We start from the raw sequence: 17,964 nt of genomic DNA on the forward strand, positions 1-17,964 counted from the left end.
GGAGAAAAATGAAAATATTGGTTTTAAATTCAGGTTCATCTTCAATTAAATTTAAGCTTTTTGAAAAAGATGAGGCTTTAGCATCTGGTTTAGTGGAAAAAATAGGCGAGCAAAGCTCTAAAATAGAATTAAAAGATCTAAAAAGTGGTCAAAAATATCAAAAAGAATTAGCGATTAAAGATCATGAGCAAGGTATTGAATTAGTAAATGAATTGTTTACTCAAAGTGGAATTTTACATGATTTAAATGAGCTTGATGGATGTGGACATAGGATAGTTCATGGAGGCCCAAAATTAACTAAACATTGTTTGGTGGATGATGAAATTTTAAAAGAAATTGATAGGGTTTCTCATATAGCACCTTTACATAATCCTGCGCATTTAATAGGCATTAAAACTATGATAAAAGCTGCTCCAAAAGTTCCTAATGTGACAGTTTTTGACACAGCTTTTCATCAAAGTATGCCTGATTATGCTTATATGTATGCATTGCCTTATGAGTTTTATGAAAAACACCAAGTAAGAAAATACGGCTTTCACGGTACATCACATTCTTATGTAAGCAAGCAAGCTGCACATATACTTGGTAAAGATATTAATGAATTTAATGCCATTAGCGCTCATCTTGGAAATGGTGCGAGTGTTTGTGCTATAGAAAATGGAAAATGTGTAGATACTTCTATGGGTTTTACTCCACTAGAAGGTTTGATTATGGGAACTAGATGTGGTGATATTGATCCTGCTGTGCTGTCATTTTTAGCAAAAGAATTAAATTTAAATCCATCTGATTTAGATACTATAATGAATAAAAAAAGTGGTGTTTATGGAATTTGTGGGTTTAATGATTTTAGAGATATTGAAGCGCAAATTGAAGAAAATAACGAAAAAGCAAGACTTGCTCTTGATATGTTTTGTTATCGTTTGAGTAAATATATTGGCTCATATTTTGCGATTTTACCTAGAGTTGATGCGTTGATTTTTACAGCTGGTATTGGAGAAAATGATAATATTGTTAGAGCAAAAGTTTGTCAAAGACTAGCGCATTTGGGATTTGATATAGATTTGGATAAAAATGCACAACTTAGAAATGGTGAGATTAGTAAAAAAGGCTCTAAAATTAAAATTTTAATTGTTCCAACAGAAGAAGAATTAGAAATAGCTAAAATTACCACAGAACTTATTAAAAAATAAATAAACCTTGAGTTTTAAACTCAAGGTTTATTTTAAAATGCAGGAACTACTGCACCTTGGTATTTTTCATTGATAAAATCTTTTACTTTTTGACTTTGCAAAGCCTTTACCAAAGCTTTGATTTTAGGATTGTCTTTATTATCTTGAGTGGTTACTAAGATATTTGCATAAGGACTCTCTTTGCTTTCTATTAAAATAGAATCTTTTACAGGATTTAAATTTGCTGATAAGGCATAGTTTGAATTAATCACTGCAAAATCAACATCATTTAAAGCTCTTGGAAGTTGTGCTGCTTTTAACTCTTTAAATTTGATATTTTTTGGATTATCTTTAATATCAAGTGGAGTTTTTAATGCGCTATTTTCAAAACTAACTAGCTTGGTACTAGCGATAATATCTAAAGCTCTGCTTTCATTTGTCGGATCATTTGGCACAGCTATAGTAGCATTTTGTGGAAGATCTTGGATATTTTTATATTTTTTAGAATAAACAGCCATTGGTTCAATGTGAACTTTTGCAACGCTAATTAATTTTGTGCCTTTATTGGCATTAAACTCATCCAAATAAGGTTGATGTTGGAAGAAATTTGCATCAAGTTCTTTACTATCTGTACTAAGATTTGGTAAAATATAGTCATTAAATTCTTTAATTTCTAATGTGTAACCTTCTTTTTTTAATAAATCTTTAGTTTGTTCTAAAATTTCAGCATGAGGCACAGGTGTTGCACCTACAGTGATAACTTCATTAGCAAATAAACTTGCACCTAAAATTGTGCTTGCAGTGAGCAGTTTTAACAATTTCATTTTAACTCCTTTTTATAGTTTTTAAAATATTTGATTATATTGTAAAAATATTAATAAGATAGGAAAAGTTTTATTTTTGTTTGTTTTTATATTCTTTGGCAAAATGTTTGAGTTCTTTTATAAAATCCGCATAACCACCCTTATGCCAATTTTTTTGAGCCTTAATGAGTGCTTGTCCGATTTTGTAAGAATAAGTATTTTGGTTTTTAATACCCTCGCTTTTATAATCATCATAACTTGATAAAGGGGGAAGCTTAAGATAAGGTTTTGTTTTTAAATCTTTTTGATATTGCTTGGCAAGTTTTGTGTGTTTATAGTAAATCTTTAACAAAGTAAAAGGTAAAAAAGGAATTTTTTTCTTATTTTTAGTGTATTCTATAAAAGCATAGCCTAACTTGTATGATAAATGATATCTTACTCTTGCTTTTGCTTGAGTATTGGTAGCTTTTACTCCATCTAAATATCTACTTCCTCCAAGTTGTAACCATTTTTCATAGTATTCTTGCCATTTAGGCCATGTTTGGTTACATAAGACATTATTCCAAAAACGATTATTACTACCTTCTGCATGTGTTATAGAAGCTTTTTGTGATAAATTGGTTCTATAGTCAATATTTCCATTGTAAGTATCTTTTAAATCTTTTATTTTAAATTTATGTTTTAGTATTAGTAGTGTAAACAATCCTTGATCATTTAAATTTTGAATATTTTCGTTTAAATGTTTATATATAAACTGATAACATTTTAAAGGATTTGGTATAAGATCGGTAAAGACCAAAATTCCCGTTAAATACGTACGTTTTTGATGATATTCTTTTTTTGTGGGCAAGCTTTCAAGAAGCAAAGTTTTACCTAATCTTGCACCAAAATGATATTTTCTAGCTTTTAATTTGCTAAGTTCATCTATGCTTTTTAAAAGTAAAACATCAAAATCAAGATAAATAATACTTTCACATTCATCTAAAAACTTAAAAGCTTCAAATCTTGCAAAAGCCATATGTGTCCATCTTTTTAAGAAAAATAAATTATTAATATCGTTTTGATTTTTACCAAGAGTAGCTAAAAAATCTTCTTGACTAAAAGGAATAAATTTAATTGTTTTATTTTTAACAATTTTTTGCATGATATTTTGATCATTCAAGCTAAAACCATCATGTAAAATATAAAATACATCTACCTTCTCACCCATAACATCCATGATGTTAATGAGTAGAGTTCCTATGGTAAAGCTTGAATTTTTAGTCGCTGCTAGCAAAATACCAAGTTTATGTTTCATTGTTTATCTTTTGGTGATTTTATAAAGAATATTTCCTATAAATTGTATGATTTGAACCAAAACAATCAAAATCACAACGGTTTGAATCATAATATCAGTTCTAAAACGCTCATAACCATAGCGAATAGCCACATCACCCAAACCACCACCACCAACAGTTCCTGCCATAGCAGAAAATCCAATAACAATAATTAAGATTAAAGTAATACCATTAATAATGCTTGGTAAAGCCTCACTAAACATAACTTTAAAGATAATTTGTGCTTTGCTAGCTCCATAAGATCTTGCTGCTTCAATGATAGCAGGATCAATTTCTTTAAAAGCACTTTCAATCATTTTAGCTAAATAAGGCGCAATTCCTATGGTAAGTGGTACTATGGTAGCAGTTGTTCCTATGCTAATACCAATGAGATATTTTGTAAAAGGACTCAAAACTACAATGAGTACTAAAAATGGAAAAGATCTTAAAATATTGATAATAAAATCAAGTACACTATAAATGCTTTTATTTTCCCACAAGCCACCTTTATCAGTAACAGTAAGCACAATTGCAGGGATAAGTGCGATTAAAAAGGCTAAAAAAGTGGCTGTAAAACTCATATAAAGAGTTTCTAATAATGCCGGATAAAGTATATTTTCAAAATTTCTTAAAATTGCTTCTAAATTCATTACACAAGCTCCCAAATAACGCCATTTTCTTGTAAATAATTTAAAACTTTTTCTTGATCTTTAGCTTCTATATTGATTACCAAATTTCCTAAAGCATTGTTGTTTAGTTTTTCTATCTTACCCCAAACTATATTAAAATCAATATTTAAACTTCTAGCCATGTGAGTGATAATGCTTTGATTTGCTTTTTCTTTGCAAAAATATAAGCGCACATTAACTCCATTTTGTGGTAAAAAATCACTCTCCCCTAGAAATTCACGCATTTTTTCACTTGGCTTTAAGAATAAATCTTCAATTTTCCCTTGATCTATGATTTGTCCATGCTCTAATAATACAGCCTTTTGTGCTATTTGTTTTACTGCTTCCATTTCATGAGTTACTAATACTACGCTGATGTTAAATTCTTGATTGATTTTAGCAATAAGTTCTAAAATATTGTTTGTAGTATTTGGATCAAGTGCAGAAGTAGCTTCATCGCTTAGTAAAATTTTAGGATTTAAAGCAAGGGCTCTAGCTATGGCTACCCTTTGTTTTTGACCACCACTTAGCTCATTTGGATAAGCCTTGCTTTTAGCTAAAAGCCCCACAAGATCTAAAAGCTCATTAACTCTTTTTTGAATTGTGCTTTTGTCAAAATTATGAATTTCTAAAGGCATAGCTATATTTTCAAATACATTTTTTCTACTCATAAGTGCAAAATGCTGAAAAATCATTCCTATATCTTTTCTAAATATTCTTAATTCTTTTTCTTTTAAAGTAGCTATTTCTTTACCAAAAACCTCTACGTTACCACTTTGATAATTTTCCAAACCATTAATACATCTTAGCAAAGTTGATTTTCCTGCTCCGCTGTGTCCAACAAGAGCATAAATTTCTCCTTCTTTAACTTCTAAAGAAACATCATTTATAACTAATTCTTTGCCATAATATTTTTTAAGATTTTGTATTTTTATCACTTATTAGCCTTCTAAATTAGAAATTTCATCATTGATTTTTTCAAGTTGAGCTTTAATGCTTTCAAGTTGAGTTTTATTTTGCTCAACAACCGCAGCAGGTGCATTAGAGATAAATTTTTCATTTTTCATCATAGCATCTAACTTGTTAAATTCTTTTTCAAGTTTTGTTTTTTGACTATTAAGTCTATTTAAAACACCGCTTAAATCAAGATCTTGAGTTGGTATAAATACTTCTAAATTCTCACTTACATCTCTGATGGATTTTTCTAAATTTGTATTGATAAACTCGATGTTTTCGCATTTTGCAAGTGTTGAGATAAAATTAGTGTAATTTTTTAACTCAGCTATTAAACCCTCATCGTTTAATTTTATACAAGCTTTTTGAATTTTTGCATTTGCAAGTTCTACTAAGGTTTTTGCACGGCGTAAACTCACTATGCTTTCTATAATGATATTAAATAATTTTTCGATTTTTTCATCTCTGGAATTAAATTTAGGATATTTTGAAATCATTATAGATTCATGAGTTTGGATAGAAGTTTTACTTAACTCATGGTATAAATGCTCACTAATAAATGGCATAAAAGGATTTAAAAGCTTTAATGCTTCTTTAAAAATACTTCCAAGCTCTTTTATACTTGATTTTTCAGCCTTACTAAGCTCAATCCCCCAATCACAAAATTCATCCCAAAAAAATCTATACAAAGTGTTTGCCGCATCATTAAAGCGGTAATTATCTAAATTTTCTCTTGTTTCTTTTACGCATACTTCAAAACGAGATAGTATATATTTTGCCAAGTTGGTTTGAATTTTACTTTTATCTAAATCTTCAAATTTTTCTTCATTTAAGAGTAAAAATTTGCTTGCATTATAAAGCTTGTTGGTAAAATTTCTAACTTGTATGAGTTTGTCATTACTTAATTTTATATCTCTACCTTGGATAGCTAAAAGAGCAAGGGTAAAACGCAAGATATCAGCACTGTATTCATCCACGCTTTGCACAGGATCAATGACATTACCTAAAGACTTGCTCATTTTTCTACCTTGTTCATCTTTAACCAAAGCATGCAAATATATATCTTTAAAAGGAAGCTCACCTAAGGCATTAGTACTTTGAAACATCATTCTAGCAACCCAGAAAAATAAAATATCAAAGCCAGTGATTAATAAAGAATTTGGATAAAAATCTCTTAAATCATCTTCATGCCAAAGTGTGCTTTTACCCCAGTCTTTATTACCCCAACCTAAAGTACTCATAGCCCAAAGACCTGAAGAAAACCAAGTATCTAAAACATCAGGGTCTTGTTTGAAATTAGTGCTTTGGCATTTTGGGCATTGACTTGGAGTTTCTTCTCTTGCCCATTCATGGGAGCATTCACAGTAATACACAGGAATTTGATGACCCCACCAAAGTTGTCTTGAAATACACCAATCTTTTAAATCCCTCATCCAAGCATTAAAACTATTAATCCAATGTGCAGGGTAGAATTTGCTTCCGCCAAGATTAACTTTTTCTATGCTTTCTTTTGCGATTTCATTTTTTACAAACCATTGTTTAGAAATATATGGCTCAACCACATTTTTACAACGATAACAATATCCTACTTGATTAGTATAGTCTTCTATTTTTTCAACAAAACCTTTTTCTTGTAATTCTTTTATAATAACATCTCTTGCTTCTAATCTTTCTAAGCCTTTAAAATGCAAGCAATGTTCATTTAAAATACCTTTTTCATCAAAGATAGTAATAAATTCAAGTTGATGTCTTAAGCCTACTTCATAGTCATTATGATCATGTGCTGGGGTTACTTTCACAAAGCCTGTACCAAATTCCATATCCACATGCTCATCAGCAATAATAGGAATTTTTCTATCTATTAAAGGTAAAATGACATTTTTGCCTATCAAGTGTTTAAATCTTTCATCGTTTGGATTAACCATCACAGCGCTATCGCCAAAGTAAGTTTCTGGTCTTGTGGTGGCTACTATGATGTGTTCTTGAGAATTTTCTAAAAAATATTTTAAATAATATAATTTTCCTTTATTTTCTTTATGTTCTACTTCTATATCGCTTAATGCTCCATCATGAGTGCACCAATTTACCATGTAATTTCCACGCACAATAAGCTTTTTATCATAAAGATCCACAAAGGCTTTTTTTACCGCATTTACTAAACCCTCATCCATAGTAAAACGCAAACGACTCCAAGCAGGAGTGATACCCAAAATTCGCATTTGCTTAACTATAGTATCACCGCTTTGTTCTTTCCATTCCCATACTTTTTTTATAAATTCTTCTCTACCAAGTTCTTCTTTTTTAACACCTTGAGCTAAAAGTTGTTTTTCTACAACATTTTGTGTTGCAATGCCTGCATGATCAAGCCCTGGTTGGTAAAGGGTTTTATAGCCATCCATTCTTTTATAACGCGCTGTGATATCTTGTAAAGTACAAGTTAGGGCATGACCTATGTGCAAAACGCCTGTTACATTAGGTGGTGGCATCATAATACAAAAGTTTTTACCTTTTTCTTGAATTTTTTCATTACCATTGATTTCAAAATATCCGCGTTCTTCGCAAATTCTATAATATTCTTTTTCTAGTGATTTATCATACATAATTGCTACCTTGAGAATGAAAATAAATTATTATGTTAGCTTAAAATTGTTAAAGAAGTTTTGAAATTTAGAAATTAGTTATAAAAAACTAATTTCTACTTTACGATTATTTTGTCTTTGAGAATCAGACTTATCTTTAGTAGGATAGGTATCTTTTCCTAAAGATTCTATTTCTATAACTTCAGTAAAACTAAAGAAATGTTTAGCCACATTCATTGCTCTATTTAGTCCTATCATATAGTTTGCAAAAGTACTACCTCTATCGTCTGCATAACCTTGAATTTTAACTCTTTTGAGTACATCTTCTCTTGCTAGATTTTGATTGATTTTTTCAAGTAAATTTTCATTGCTATATTCACTATATCCATTTTTTTCAAATAAAAATTTCAAATCAGAAATTTTCACATCTACATAATTATATTTTTTCTTATTTTTAGCAAAAACAATATCTTTATTATATATGCTTAATTTCATATTGTCATTTGAAAGCATATCGATAAAAATAGTTAAATTATAATCTTGAGAATTAGCTTTAACAGGATTAATCATTTCTTTTAACATATCAATTCTATAATCACTTAAACTTTTTCCATCTAATACATAAACTTTAACAAAATCATCACTTAATCTTGGCTCATATCTACTAGTTTTACCTTTTGCAATGTATTCTTGCATAGTATTTTTATATTTTGTTGTTTTTTCTTTTTTTATGTTTGTTTGTTTGTTGTTTTCAACGAGAACTTTTTGTTCTTCTTGGGCTACTTTAGGTGTAATAGTTTCATTTTTAGAAACTTCAGCTATATTTGTTTGGGTTGTTGGCGCGACCTCTTGAGTGCTTGTATTTTCATCTATGATAGGATTATTTTGTACTGGAGTTTCTTCTTTTAAAGGCTCTTGATTTGTTTGTTGTGATGGATAATAAGTATTATCACTTATATTATTTCTTTCTTGGTTATATTGAGTACTTGGCGGAGTGTAGCTTTGATAAGAACTACTTTTCTTATAATCATATACATAGGTATTTGAATCATCTTCAAAATACCACATGTAAAAACCAATACTAGCGCCTATTAGCACCATAAAAGCTATACTAAAAGCAATAATACTTTTCATTTTTTATCCTTTGTGAAGTCCTTAAAAGGACTTTGATTATTTATAATTTTTAATAGAATTTTCTAAAATTTCACTTGCTTTTTCAATGCCTGCAAATTCTTTTACTTTTACCCATTTGTTTGGTTCAAGCATTTTATATGTTTCAAAGAAATTTTTGATTTTATCTAAGCTTGCTTTTGGTAAATCATCTAAACTTTTAATATTATCATATCTTGGGTCAATTTTACTTACAGGAACAGCTAGTAATTTTTCATCCATACCGCTTTCATCTTCCATTAATAATACCCCTATTAAACGACAAGGAATCATAGCTCCTGCTTGGATAGGGTATTCATTTAAAACTAAAACATCAATAGGATCGCCATCATCTGCAAGAGTATTTGGTATAAAACCATAGTTTGCTGGATAAAACATAGCTGAATACATCACACGATCAACCATGATGGCTCCGCTTTCTTTGTCAAGTTCGTATTTAATATTTGATCCATAAGGAATTTCAATAACTGCATTAAGTTTGTTTGGTACTTCTCCAACTTTGATTTTGCTAATATCCATTTTTTATCCTTTATTTTAATAAATCATTGATTAAATTTTTCATATCAGCTACGATAGCTTCAATACTTCTTTCACCATTGATTACATGGTGGATATTTTCTTTAGTATAAAAATTTGTTATTTCTTCTAAAGGTTCTAAATAAACTTTCATTCTATTATTGAAAACTTCTTCGTTATCATCAGCACCTCTAGCACGCCCTAAAACTCTTTCTCTAGCAACTTCTTCACTAACTTTAACTTCTATAACACCTTTTAAATTTACTTCATTTTGATTTTTTAATACCTTATTAAACTCAAGCATTTGTTCAACACTTCTCGGATAACCATCGATAAGTATCGTGTTAGTTGGTGCATTTTTTAAAGCAGTGATGATGGTATTAACAACTACATCTAGTGGAACTAAATTTCCCTTAGAAATAAAACTATCAATAGTCTTTCCAAGCTCACTTGCCTTAGCAACCTCTGCTCTTAGTAAATCACCTGTAGAATAATGAGTAATATTTGCATCATCTGTAGCTATAATGCTTGCATCAGTTGTTTTACCACTACCTGGTGCGCCTATGATTAAAAATAATTGTTTCATTTAGTATTCTCCCTTAATCTTATACCTAGTTCTCTCATTTGTTCATTGCTTACTTCGCTTGGAGCTTGAGTCATAAGACATTGTGCTCTTTGTGTTTTAGGAAATGCTATAACTTCTCTAATGCTTGAAGATTTTGTTAAAAGCATGATAAGTCTATCAAGACCTATTGCTATACCACCATGTGGCGGTGCTCCAAAGCTTAATGCATCAAGTAAGAAGCCAAATTTCTTTCTTTGCTCTTCTTCATCAATATTTAAAAGTTTAAATACTTTTTGTTGGATAGGACTTTTGTGAATTCTTATACTACCACCACCTAGTTCTACACCATTTAATACCACATCATGCGCAATAGAATTAATTTCTTCTAAATCTTGTTCATCAATATTTTTTGGCATAGTAAATGGATGGTGCATTGCAGAATAGCTTCCATCATCATTTTGTTCAAACATAGGAAAATCAATAACCCATAAAAATTCTAACTTATCCTCATCAATAATTTTCATTTCATCAGCAAGGAATAATCTAAATCTACCCATATAATCAAGCACGGTTTTCTTAGCTCCTGCGCCAAAAAATACTACATCTCCAACTTCTAATTCACATCTTTGAATTAAAGCATTCAAATCCTCTTCGCTAAAGAATTTACAAAGTGGGCCTTTAGGACCATCTTCTTTCATTTGTATAAATGCAAGTCCTGCTGCTCCAAATTTGCGTACAAATTCTTCAAATCTTTGTATTTGGCGTTTAGAAAAAATCGTATCGCCTTTTGGAACTCTTAAGGCTTTAATGCGATTTTTCTTTGTATCTTTTGCAATATTTGCAAAAATTTCATTATTTGATTTTGCAAAAATATCAATCACATCAATAAATTTCATATCAAATCTTAAATCAGGCTTATCAGAACCATAATTTTCCATAGCTTCTTTATAACTCATTTGTCTAAAAGGTATGCTAATTTCTTTTCCGCAAGCTTTGAAAATATCTTTAAGTAAATTTTCTGCCATAGCTATGATATCTTTTTGCTCACAAAAACTCATTTCTATGTCTATTTGAGTAAATTCAGGTTGGCGATCCGCTCTTAAATCTTCATCTCTAAAACATTTTGCAATTTGAAAATATCTATCAAATCCTGAACACATTAAAAGTTGTTTGAAAAGTTGAGGACTTTGAGGTAGGGCATAAAATTCACCTTGATGTACGCGTGATGGTACTAAATAATCCCTTGCGCCTTCTGGAGTGGCTTTGGTTAAAATAGGAGTTTCAACCTCTAAAAATCCCATTTTTGCTAAAGAATTTCTTGTTGCAATACAAGCAGCTGATCTTAGAGCAAAATTATCATAAAGTTTTTTACTTCTTAAATCTAAAAATCTATATTTTAATCTTAATTCTTCATTTACACTTTCATCGCCTATGGCAAAAGGCACTACAGCGCTTTCATTTTCAATAGTAAGTTTGTTTATAACAACTTCTATTTCTCCGGTTTTTAATTTAGGATTTACAAGTCCTTCACCGCGTGGGCGAATTTTGCCTTGTGCTATTAAAACATATTCATTTCTCACCGATGAAGCTATATTATGTGCTTCTTGATTATCTGCAGGATCACATACTAACTGTATAAGTCCGCTACGATCTCTAAGATCGATAAAAATTACACCTCCATGATCACGGTAAGAATTTACCCAACCACATAATGTTACTTCCGCGCCAACATTTTGTATGTTAAGCTCTGTATTATAATGAGTTCTCAAAATTTTTCCTTAGCTTAATTTTGTTCAATTTTGTTATTATAGTATTTTATTCTTTTGCTTAGCTAAGTTTTGTTATAATTTTTTTATGAAAAAAAATATAAATATAGAAAAAATTCAAAAAATAGGCTTATTTTGCAGGTTAAATACAAATTTAAATGAGCAAATTGCTTTTTTAAAAACAATTTTTTTGCAAAAAAATATAGAGCTTGTATTATTAGATCAAGAAAAAATTAATCTAAAAGATTTAAAAAAATTAGATTTTTTGATTTCTCTAGGTGGGGATGGCACACTTTTATCTTTATGCAGGCAAGCTTATCAAGCAAAAAAGCCTATTTTGGGTATAAATGCAGGAAATTTAGGTTTTTTAACTGCTTTTTCTTTTAGTGAGGTAGAAAGTTTTTTTAAAGATTTTTTTAAAAGTAATTTTAAAATAGAAAAAGCCAAAATGCTTCAAATTACCTTGTATAAAAAAAATAAGATTATTAAAAAATTTGCTTTTAATGACGCAGTTTTTTCTCGTGATAATGCTTTAATGGCAAATGTGGAAGTTTTCTTTGAAAATAAACTTTTTAATGCTTATTATGGAGATGGTTTGATTATAGCTAGTTCAAGTGGTTCAACTGCTTATAATATTAGTGCGGGTGGGCCTATAGTGCATCCTTGGAGTGAAATTTTTGTTTTAACTCCGGTTTGTTCTCATTCTTTAACTCAAAGGCCCATAGTTTTACCTTATGGTTTCGAGCTTGAGCTAAAGGTTGAGCATTGTTTGTTGTATTTAGATGGGCAAGAAGTTATTGATCCTAAAGAATATGATAAAATTCTTATAGGACTTAGTAAAAAAGAACTTAGTTTTATACATAAAAAAGATAGAGATTATTTCCAAGTTTTAAAAGAAAAGTTAAATTGGGGTAAGTGATGATAGAAAGTATTTTGATTAAAGAAAATTTAGGTTTTAAACAAGCAAAATTAGACTTAGAAGCTGGACTTACTGTCTTTACTGGTTTAAGTGGTGCTGGAAAATCTGTGCTTTTTAAGGCCATTTTGGCAGCTTTTGCTCTAAGTGAGAGTGAAGCTAAAATGGTGGAAGTTTTATTAAGCGATGAACTTGAATTAGATGAGTTTGGTATCGAAAATGAAGAATTAAATGTATTTAAACTTTTAAAAGATAAAAGCTCGCGTTATTTTATCAATAATCAACTTATTTCAAAAAAGAATTTAGCCTTGCTTTCTAAGAAATTTGTAAAATATCTTTCAGCTAAGGAAAATAATGAGTTCTCAAATGAAAGATTTTTAAACTTACTTGATTTTATGCAATCAAAAGAGGATAAGAAATTTCAAGATTTTTTAAATGAATATAAAAATATTTATAATGAATACATAGAAAATAAAACTAAATTAGAAAAAATTCAAGAAGAAGAAAAAAAAGTAGAAGAATTAAAAGAATTTACGAGCTTTGAAATACAAAAAATTCAAAGTATTAACCCAAAAATTGGTGAATTTGATGAGTTGATGAGTTTTAAAAAAAGACTTTCTAAAAAAGACAAAATTGACGCTGCTTGGAATAGGGCAAGTAGAATTTTTGAATTAGAATCAGCAGTGATTGAAGCTTTGCAAATTAGTGATGTTGATAGTTCATTTTTTTCAGAGTGTTTAAACGAATTAAGAGCAGTGTGGGAAAATCAAAGCTTTGATGATTTTGATTTTGATATAGAAGAAGTACTTGATAGGATAGAAAAACTTTCTTCTTTGATTTCAAAATATGGAAGTATAGAAGAAGCTTTAGAAGCTTTAGAGAAGAAAAAAGCAGAATTAGCTCATTATGAAAATTTAAGTTTTGAAAAAAAAGAATTAGAAGAAAAAGTACAAAATGCTAAAATGCTTTTAGATGAGAAAAGCCAAAAATTAAGTACTTTGCGTAAAAAAAGATTAAAAGAGCTTGAAAAATTACTGAATTTTTATCTTGAAAAACTTTATATGAAAGAAGTTAAATTAGAACTTAAAGATTGTGCTTTGAGTATTTTAGGTAAAGATGAAGTGAGTTTAAATATCAATGAAGCTAGTTTAAAAAATTTAAGCTCAGGCGAGATAAACCGTTTAAGACTTTCTTTTATTGCAACTGAATGTAATGTTACTAATAAAGCTAGTGGGATAATATTTTTAGATGAAATTGATGCAAATTTAAGTGGTAAAGAAGCAATGAGTATAGCTGAAGTGTTAAAAGAGCTTGCTAAGTTTTATCAAATTTTTGCAATTTCACATTTACCACAGCTTTCATCAAAAGCAAGTAATCATTTTTTAGTAGAAAAAATAGGAAATGAAAGTAGGGTAAGAAAAATAGAAAAAGAAGAAAGAGTAAGAGAGCTTGCTAGAATGGTAAGTGGGGAAAATATTACCCAAGAGGCTTTAGAATTTACTAGAACTTTACTTTAAAAATAAAAAGTAAATTTTCTATATGGTATAATAATAGTTTTAAATTATAAAGAGAGTTGGCTATGGAAGAAAAAATTTTAATTATTGATGATAACAAAATGCTTACAAAACTTTTAGCAAAAAAAGTAGAAAATACTTTAGGTTTAAAAGTAGATGTTGCTTTTGATATGAATAGTGCTAAAGAATTAGTGAAAAATGATTATTTTATGGCTTTTGTAGATCTTTGTTTACCAGATGCTCCTAATGGAGAAGTGGTAGATGTAATTTTAGAAAAAAATATTCCTGCTATAGTGCTTACAGGAAGTAGCGATGGACAAACCCGTAAAAAATTTATGGAAAAAGATATTATAGGTTATATTCAAAAAGATAGTGAGAGCTGTATTGATGAAATGCTAAGCTCTATTAGAATGCTTCAAAAAAATAATAAAACTAAGATAATTTTAGCAATCGCAAATGTAACTTTACGTGCAGAAATGAAAAAAAATCTTAACAATCAACTTTTTAATGTCTTAGCAGCAGCCCATGGAGAAGAAGCACTAAATTATTTAAGTGATAATCCTGATACAAAATTAGTAATTTGTGATGCAACTATGCCAGTAATTAATGGAGAAGATTTGCTTGTAGAAATTCGCTCAAAATACTCTAAAATAGAGCTTGGTGTGATTATGGTTGGAGATAAAGATGATGCGCTAGAGGCAAGAGCTTTTAGAAAGGGTGTGAATGATTATGTGATTAGACCTTTCCAAAAAGAATCGCTAAATTGCAGGGTAAATAATTGTTTAGATTATATGCAAAAATGTGTTTTACTTGATGAGTATAGTTTGGGTAAAGATTTGCTAACAGGTCTTGATGATTATGCAAATTTTGAAAAAAGATTTTTAGATTATTTAGAAGATATGCAAGAAAATGAAGAAATGGCTTTGGCTTTGATTGATATTGATAATCTTGCAACAATCAATTATGAGTTAAGCTATGATTGCGGTGATGGAGTGATAAAACACACAGCTAAAAAAATCAAAGATCAAATTCGTGGTATGGATTTAGCAACTAAAATTGAAGATGGTAAATTTTATGTATTATTAAAAAATACTGGACATAAAGAAGCATTAAAAGTTTTTTCAAATATAAGAGTAAATATTGCCAAAGAAAGTGTTTTAATAGCCCTAGATGAAGTAGATTATAGTGTTTCTGCGGGAGTTGCTTTTGGGGTTAAAACAAGCCAAATGCAAGATTTACTGAATAATGCTCAAAAGGCATTAGATTTAGCTAAGGCTAATGGTAAAAATAGGGTAGAGGTATGTTTTTAGATTGTGATTTTAGCGAAAAAATCATAGATACGCATTGTCATTTAGATAGCCAAGCTTATTTTGGATATTTGGATGAAATGTTAAATCATGCCTTTGCTAATGGAGTGGGTAAAATCATCATACCTGGTGCAGATATAAAAGATTTGCCAAGAGCAAGAGAAATTGCACATGATTATGAAAATGTGTATTTTTCTTGCGGGGTACATCCTTATGATATAGATGATTTTGATTTAAATATTTTAAAAGAATTTATAAATGATAAAAAATGCGTTGCAGTGGGCGAGTGTGGGCTTGATTATTATCGTTTAAGGGCTGATGAGGATGAAATAAAAGTAAAGCAAAAAGAAGTTTTTATAGCTCAAATTCAGCTAGCTATTGAACATAAAAAGCCTTTGATTGTGCATGTGCGTGAGGCTAATGAAGATAGTTTTAATATTTTAAAAACATATGCAAAAGATTTGCAAGGTGGTGTTTTGCATTGTTTTAATGCTAGTGAGCTTTTACTTCAGCTAGCAGATGATGGTTTTTATTTTGGTATAGGTGGGGTTTTAACTTTTAAAAATGCAAAAAAACTAGTAGAAATTTTACCTAAAATTCAAAAAGATAAACTTGTTTTAGAAACAGATGGACCTTATTTAACTCCAGAACCACATCGTGGCAAGGTAAATGATCCTATTTTGACCCATTTTGTAGCTCAAAAAATGGCTGAACTTTTAAATTTATCAAAAAATGAAATAATAAAACTTACTAATTTTAACGCTAATCGTTTGTTTTTTCAAGGTTTATAATGAAAAAAAGCTTTTTATTTTTTATTTTAGTATTATTGTGTTTAAATGCTAAGGCCTTACAATTTACTCCAGAGCACTATACTCAACAAGCACAAATTTTAAGAAATTTAGACATAGAAGCAAGTTATCTTAGCGATATGATTTTTTTAGAATTTAAAGAATCTTCCATGGATATGCATTCTAAAACTTTAGTGGATACTATGAGGGAATTTTACAAAATCACCCCAATTATCCGTAAAATCTTAGAAAAAGAAAATATCCCTCAAGAATTTTTATACTTAGCGATTGTAGAATCTGGTTTGAAAATTCACAGTATCTCAAGAACTAAAGCAGTAGGTGTTTGGCAATTTATGAAACCAACGGCGCAAACTTTGGGTTTAAGGATAGATCCTTATGTAGATGAGAGAAAAGATTTAGTAAAATCAACTTATGCAGCTATTACTTATTTAAAACAACTAAAAGAGCAGTTTGGAAAATGGTATTTGGCTATTTTGGCTTATAATTGTGGTGATGGCAAATTACGCCAAGCTATAAAAAAAGCAAAAAGTGATGATTTAAGGGTTTTGCTTGATCCTGATAAAAAATACTTGCCATTAGAAACAAGAATTTTTATTAGAAAAATTCTTACTATGGCATTTTTGGCTAATAATAATGATTTTTTAATTTCACAAGATAGTGCCTTGCTTAATTATGCCCTATCAAGTGAAGTTAAAAAAATACCTGTTCCGCCAAGTGTTTCTTTAAGAGAACTTGCCAAAGTAGCTAAGATGTCTTATAATGAATTTAAGCGTTATAACCCACATTTTAACTATGACTTTACTCCGCCTGATAAAAAAGATTATTATATGTATATTCCTTTAAGCAAAAGTGTGGCAGTAGAAAAGGCATTAGGGAATGTAAAATTAGCTAAGGTGGATACAACTATTCCACATACAAAAATTTATATAGTAAAAGAGGGTGATAGCCTTTATACTATTGCAAGAAAACACAAAATAAGTGTTGAAAGTATTAAAGAATACAATAAAATCAAAGGAAATTTAATCAATATTAATCAAAAACTTGTGTTAAAAATTAAGGAGAATAATAATGCAAAAATCAAAACAACTCAAAAAATATCAAAAAACTCTCATACAAAAGTCGTTAGTCGTTAGTTGTGTAGGGGTTTTATTCAGTGCTTGTAGTATGGTGCCTATTAGCACGCCTACTGTGTATTACCCAGAAAGAGATTTTAAAAGTATAAAGCATAATAATACAGGCTTAAAAGGCACTATGAAGCCTTACACTATTAATGGTAAAACTTATTATCCAACGGTAGTAGAAGTAGGTGAGACTGCTGATGGTATAGCTAGTTGGTATGGTCCGGGTTTCCATGGTAAAAAAACTTCTAATGGTGAAACCTATGATCAGCACGCTTATACTGCGGCTCATAAAACTTTACCTATGAATACCATAGTAAAAGTAACTAATTTAAAAAATCATCGTCAAACCACTGTTAGGATTAATGATAGAGGACCTTTTGTAGCAGGTAGGATTATAGATTTATCTAATATGGCTGCAAGAGATATAGATATGATTCAAGCAGGAACAGCTCCTGTAAGACTTGAAGTGATTGGCTTTGGAACAAGTGCAAGTTCGGGTTCGGTGCATACTAATTCTAATTTAGGCAGTAGTGGAGAGATTACTGATAGTGGTCATATTTTCCAAGGTGGATCTTTTATGGTGCAAATTGGAGCATTTAGAAATAAAAGTGGCGCAGAGTTAATAGCAAGTAGGTATAAAAACTATAATTCTTACACTTCGACTATACAAACAAGTGCTAAAGATGGCTTACATAGAGTATTTTTAAAAGGTTTTAGAAGTGAGCAAGAAGCAAGAGATTTTGTTGATAGTGGATCTTTCCCAGGTGCGTTTATAGTAAGAGAGTAAAATC

General features: G+C 29.7%; 15 protein-coding genes and 1 pseudogene. 7 read left to right on the plus strand and 9 right to left on the minus strand.

From position 1 onward, the window contains the following. Positions 1 to 8 precede the first annotated feature (8 nt). The gene (locus CAMP18498_RS00625; protein ID WP_337196761.1) at positions 9 to 1,190 is read left to right on the plus strand and encodes an acetate kinase; all 1,182 of its coding nucleotides are present in this window, start codon (positions 9 to 11) and stop codon (positions 1,188 to 1,190) included. 32 nt (positions 1,191 to 1,222) lie between these two features. Here the strand turns inward: CAMP18498_RS00625 and CAMP18498_RS00630 are convergent, their stop codons facing one another. The 9 genes and pseudogenes from CAMP18498_RS00630 to aspS form a co-directional block, all read right to left on the minus strand. Next, positions 1,223 to 1,993, minus strand: a complete 771-nt coding sequence (locus CAMP18498_RS00630; protein ID WP_337196762.1) for a MetQ/NlpA family ABC transporter substrate-binding protein — start codon at positions 1,991 to 1,993, stop codon at positions 1,223 to 1,225. Between the two features lie 70 nt (positions 1,994 to 2,063). Next, entirely contained in the window at positions 2,064 to 3,269 is a 1,206-nt protein-coding gene (locus CAMP18498_RS00635; protein ID WP_337196763.1) for a glycosyltransferase, read from the minus strand. A 9-nt stretch (positions 3,270 to 3,278) separates the two neighbouring features. Beyond that, a pseudogene (locus CAMP18498_RS00640) lies at positions 3,279 to 3,935 on the minus strand (methionine ABC transporter permease); the annotation flags it as partial. A 2-nt stretch (positions 3,936 to 3,937) separates the two neighbouring features. Next, positions 3,938 to 4,894, minus strand: coding sequence for a methionine ABC transporter ATP-binding protein (locus CAMP18498_RS00645; protein WP_337196764.1), 957 nt, complete (start codon positions 4,892 to 4,894; stop codon positions 3,938 to 3,940). Positions 4,895 to 4,897: 3 nt separating this feature from the next. Continuing rightward, the gene (locus CAMP18498_RS00650) at positions 4,898 to 7,510 is read right to left on the minus strand and encodes a valine--tRNA ligase (protein WP_337196766.1); all 2,613 of its coding nucleotides are present in this window, start codon (positions 7,508 to 7,510) and stop codon (positions 4,898 to 4,900) included. A 78-nt stretch (positions 7,511 to 7,588) separates the two neighbouring features. After that, entirely contained in the window at positions 7,589 to 8,623 is a 1,035-nt protein-coding gene (locus tag CAMP18498_RS00655) for a hypothetical protein (RefSeq protein ID WP_337196767.1), read from the minus strand. Between the two features lie 36 nt (positions 8,624 to 8,659). After that, positions 8,660 to 9,178: an inorganic diphosphatase gene (ppa, locus tag CAMP18498_RS00660; RefSeq protein ID WP_337196768.1), complete on the minus strand. Its 519-nt coding sequence runs from the start codon at positions 9,176 to 9,178 to the stop codon at positions 8,660 to 8,662. A gap of 10 nt (positions 9,179 to 9,188) precedes the next feature. Beyond that, positions 9,189 to 9,761, minus strand: a complete 573-nt coding sequence (locus CAMP18498_RS00665) for an adenylate kinase (RefSeq protein WP_337196769.1) — start codon at positions 9,759 to 9,761, stop codon at positions 9,189 to 9,191. Next, positions 9,758 to 11,509 (minus strand): aspartate--tRNA ligase, encoded by a 1,752-nt coding sequence (gene aspS, locus CAMP18498_RS00670; protein WP_337196770.1) that lies wholly within the window; start codon positions 11,507 to 11,509, stop codon positions 9,758 to 9,760. The genes CAMP18498_RS00665 and aspS overlap by 4 nt, the downstream gene beginning before the upstream one ends. An 85-nt stretch (positions 11,510 to 11,594) precedes the next feature. On the opposite strand from aspS, the gene CAMP18498_RS00675 reads away from it, so the two are divergent. The 6 genes from CAMP18498_RS00675 (at position 11,595) to CAMP18498_RS00700 (ending at position 17,960) form a co-directional block, all read left to right on the plus strand. Continuing rightward, positions 11,595 to 12,425: an NAD(+)/NADH kinase gene (locus CAMP18498_RS00675; protein WP_337196772.1), complete on the plus strand. Its 831-nt coding sequence runs from the start codon at positions 11,595 to 11,597 to the stop codon at positions 12,423 to 12,425. Next, complete coding sequence (locus CAMP18498_RS00680) at positions 12,425 to 13,939, plus strand: AAA family ATPase (protein ID WP_337196773.1); 1,515 nt, start codon at positions 12,425 to 12,427, stop codon at positions 13,937 to 13,939. The genes CAMP18498_RS00675 and CAMP18498_RS00680 overlap by 1 nt, the downstream gene beginning before the upstream one ends. Before the next feature lie 62 nt (positions 13,940 to 14,001). Beyond that, a complete protein-coding gene (gene cbrR, locus CAMP18498_RS00685) occupies positions 14,002 to 15,246 on the plus strand; it encodes a bile resistance response regulator CbrR (RefSeq protein WP_337196775.1) in 1,245 nt (414 codons plus the stop codon). After that, the gene (locus CAMP18498_RS00690; protein ID WP_337196777.1) at positions 15,237 to 16,034 is read left to right on the plus strand and encodes a TatD family hydrolase; all 798 of its coding nucleotides are present in this window, start codon (positions 15,237 to 15,239) and stop codon (positions 16,032 to 16,034) included. The genes cbrR and CAMP18498_RS00690 overlap by 10 nt, the downstream gene beginning before the upstream one ends. Continuing rightward, a complete protein-coding gene (locus CAMP18498_RS00695) occupies positions 16,034 to 17,185 on the plus strand; it encodes a lytic transglycosylase domain-containing protein (protein ID WP_337196779.1) in 1,152 nt (383 codons plus the stop codon). The genes CAMP18498_RS00690 and CAMP18498_RS00695 overlap by 1 nt, the downstream gene beginning before the upstream one ends. Next, positions 17,121 to 17,960: a septal ring lytic transglycosylase RlpA family protein gene (locus CAMP18498_RS00700; RefSeq protein ID WP_337196781.1), complete on the plus strand. Its 840-nt coding sequence runs from the start codon at positions 17,121 to 17,123 to the stop codon at positions 17,958 to 17,960. The genes CAMP18498_RS00695 and CAMP18498_RS00700 overlap by 65 nt, the downstream gene beginning before the upstream one ends. Positions 17,961 to 17,964: the final 4 nt, after the last annotated feature.

The sequence above is a fragment of the Campylobacter sp. W0066.2 genome, assembly GCF_024723515.1.
In the GTDB taxonomy this organism is placed as follows: Bacteria; Campylobacterota; Campylobacteria; order Campylobacterales; family Campylobacteraceae; genus Campylobacter_D.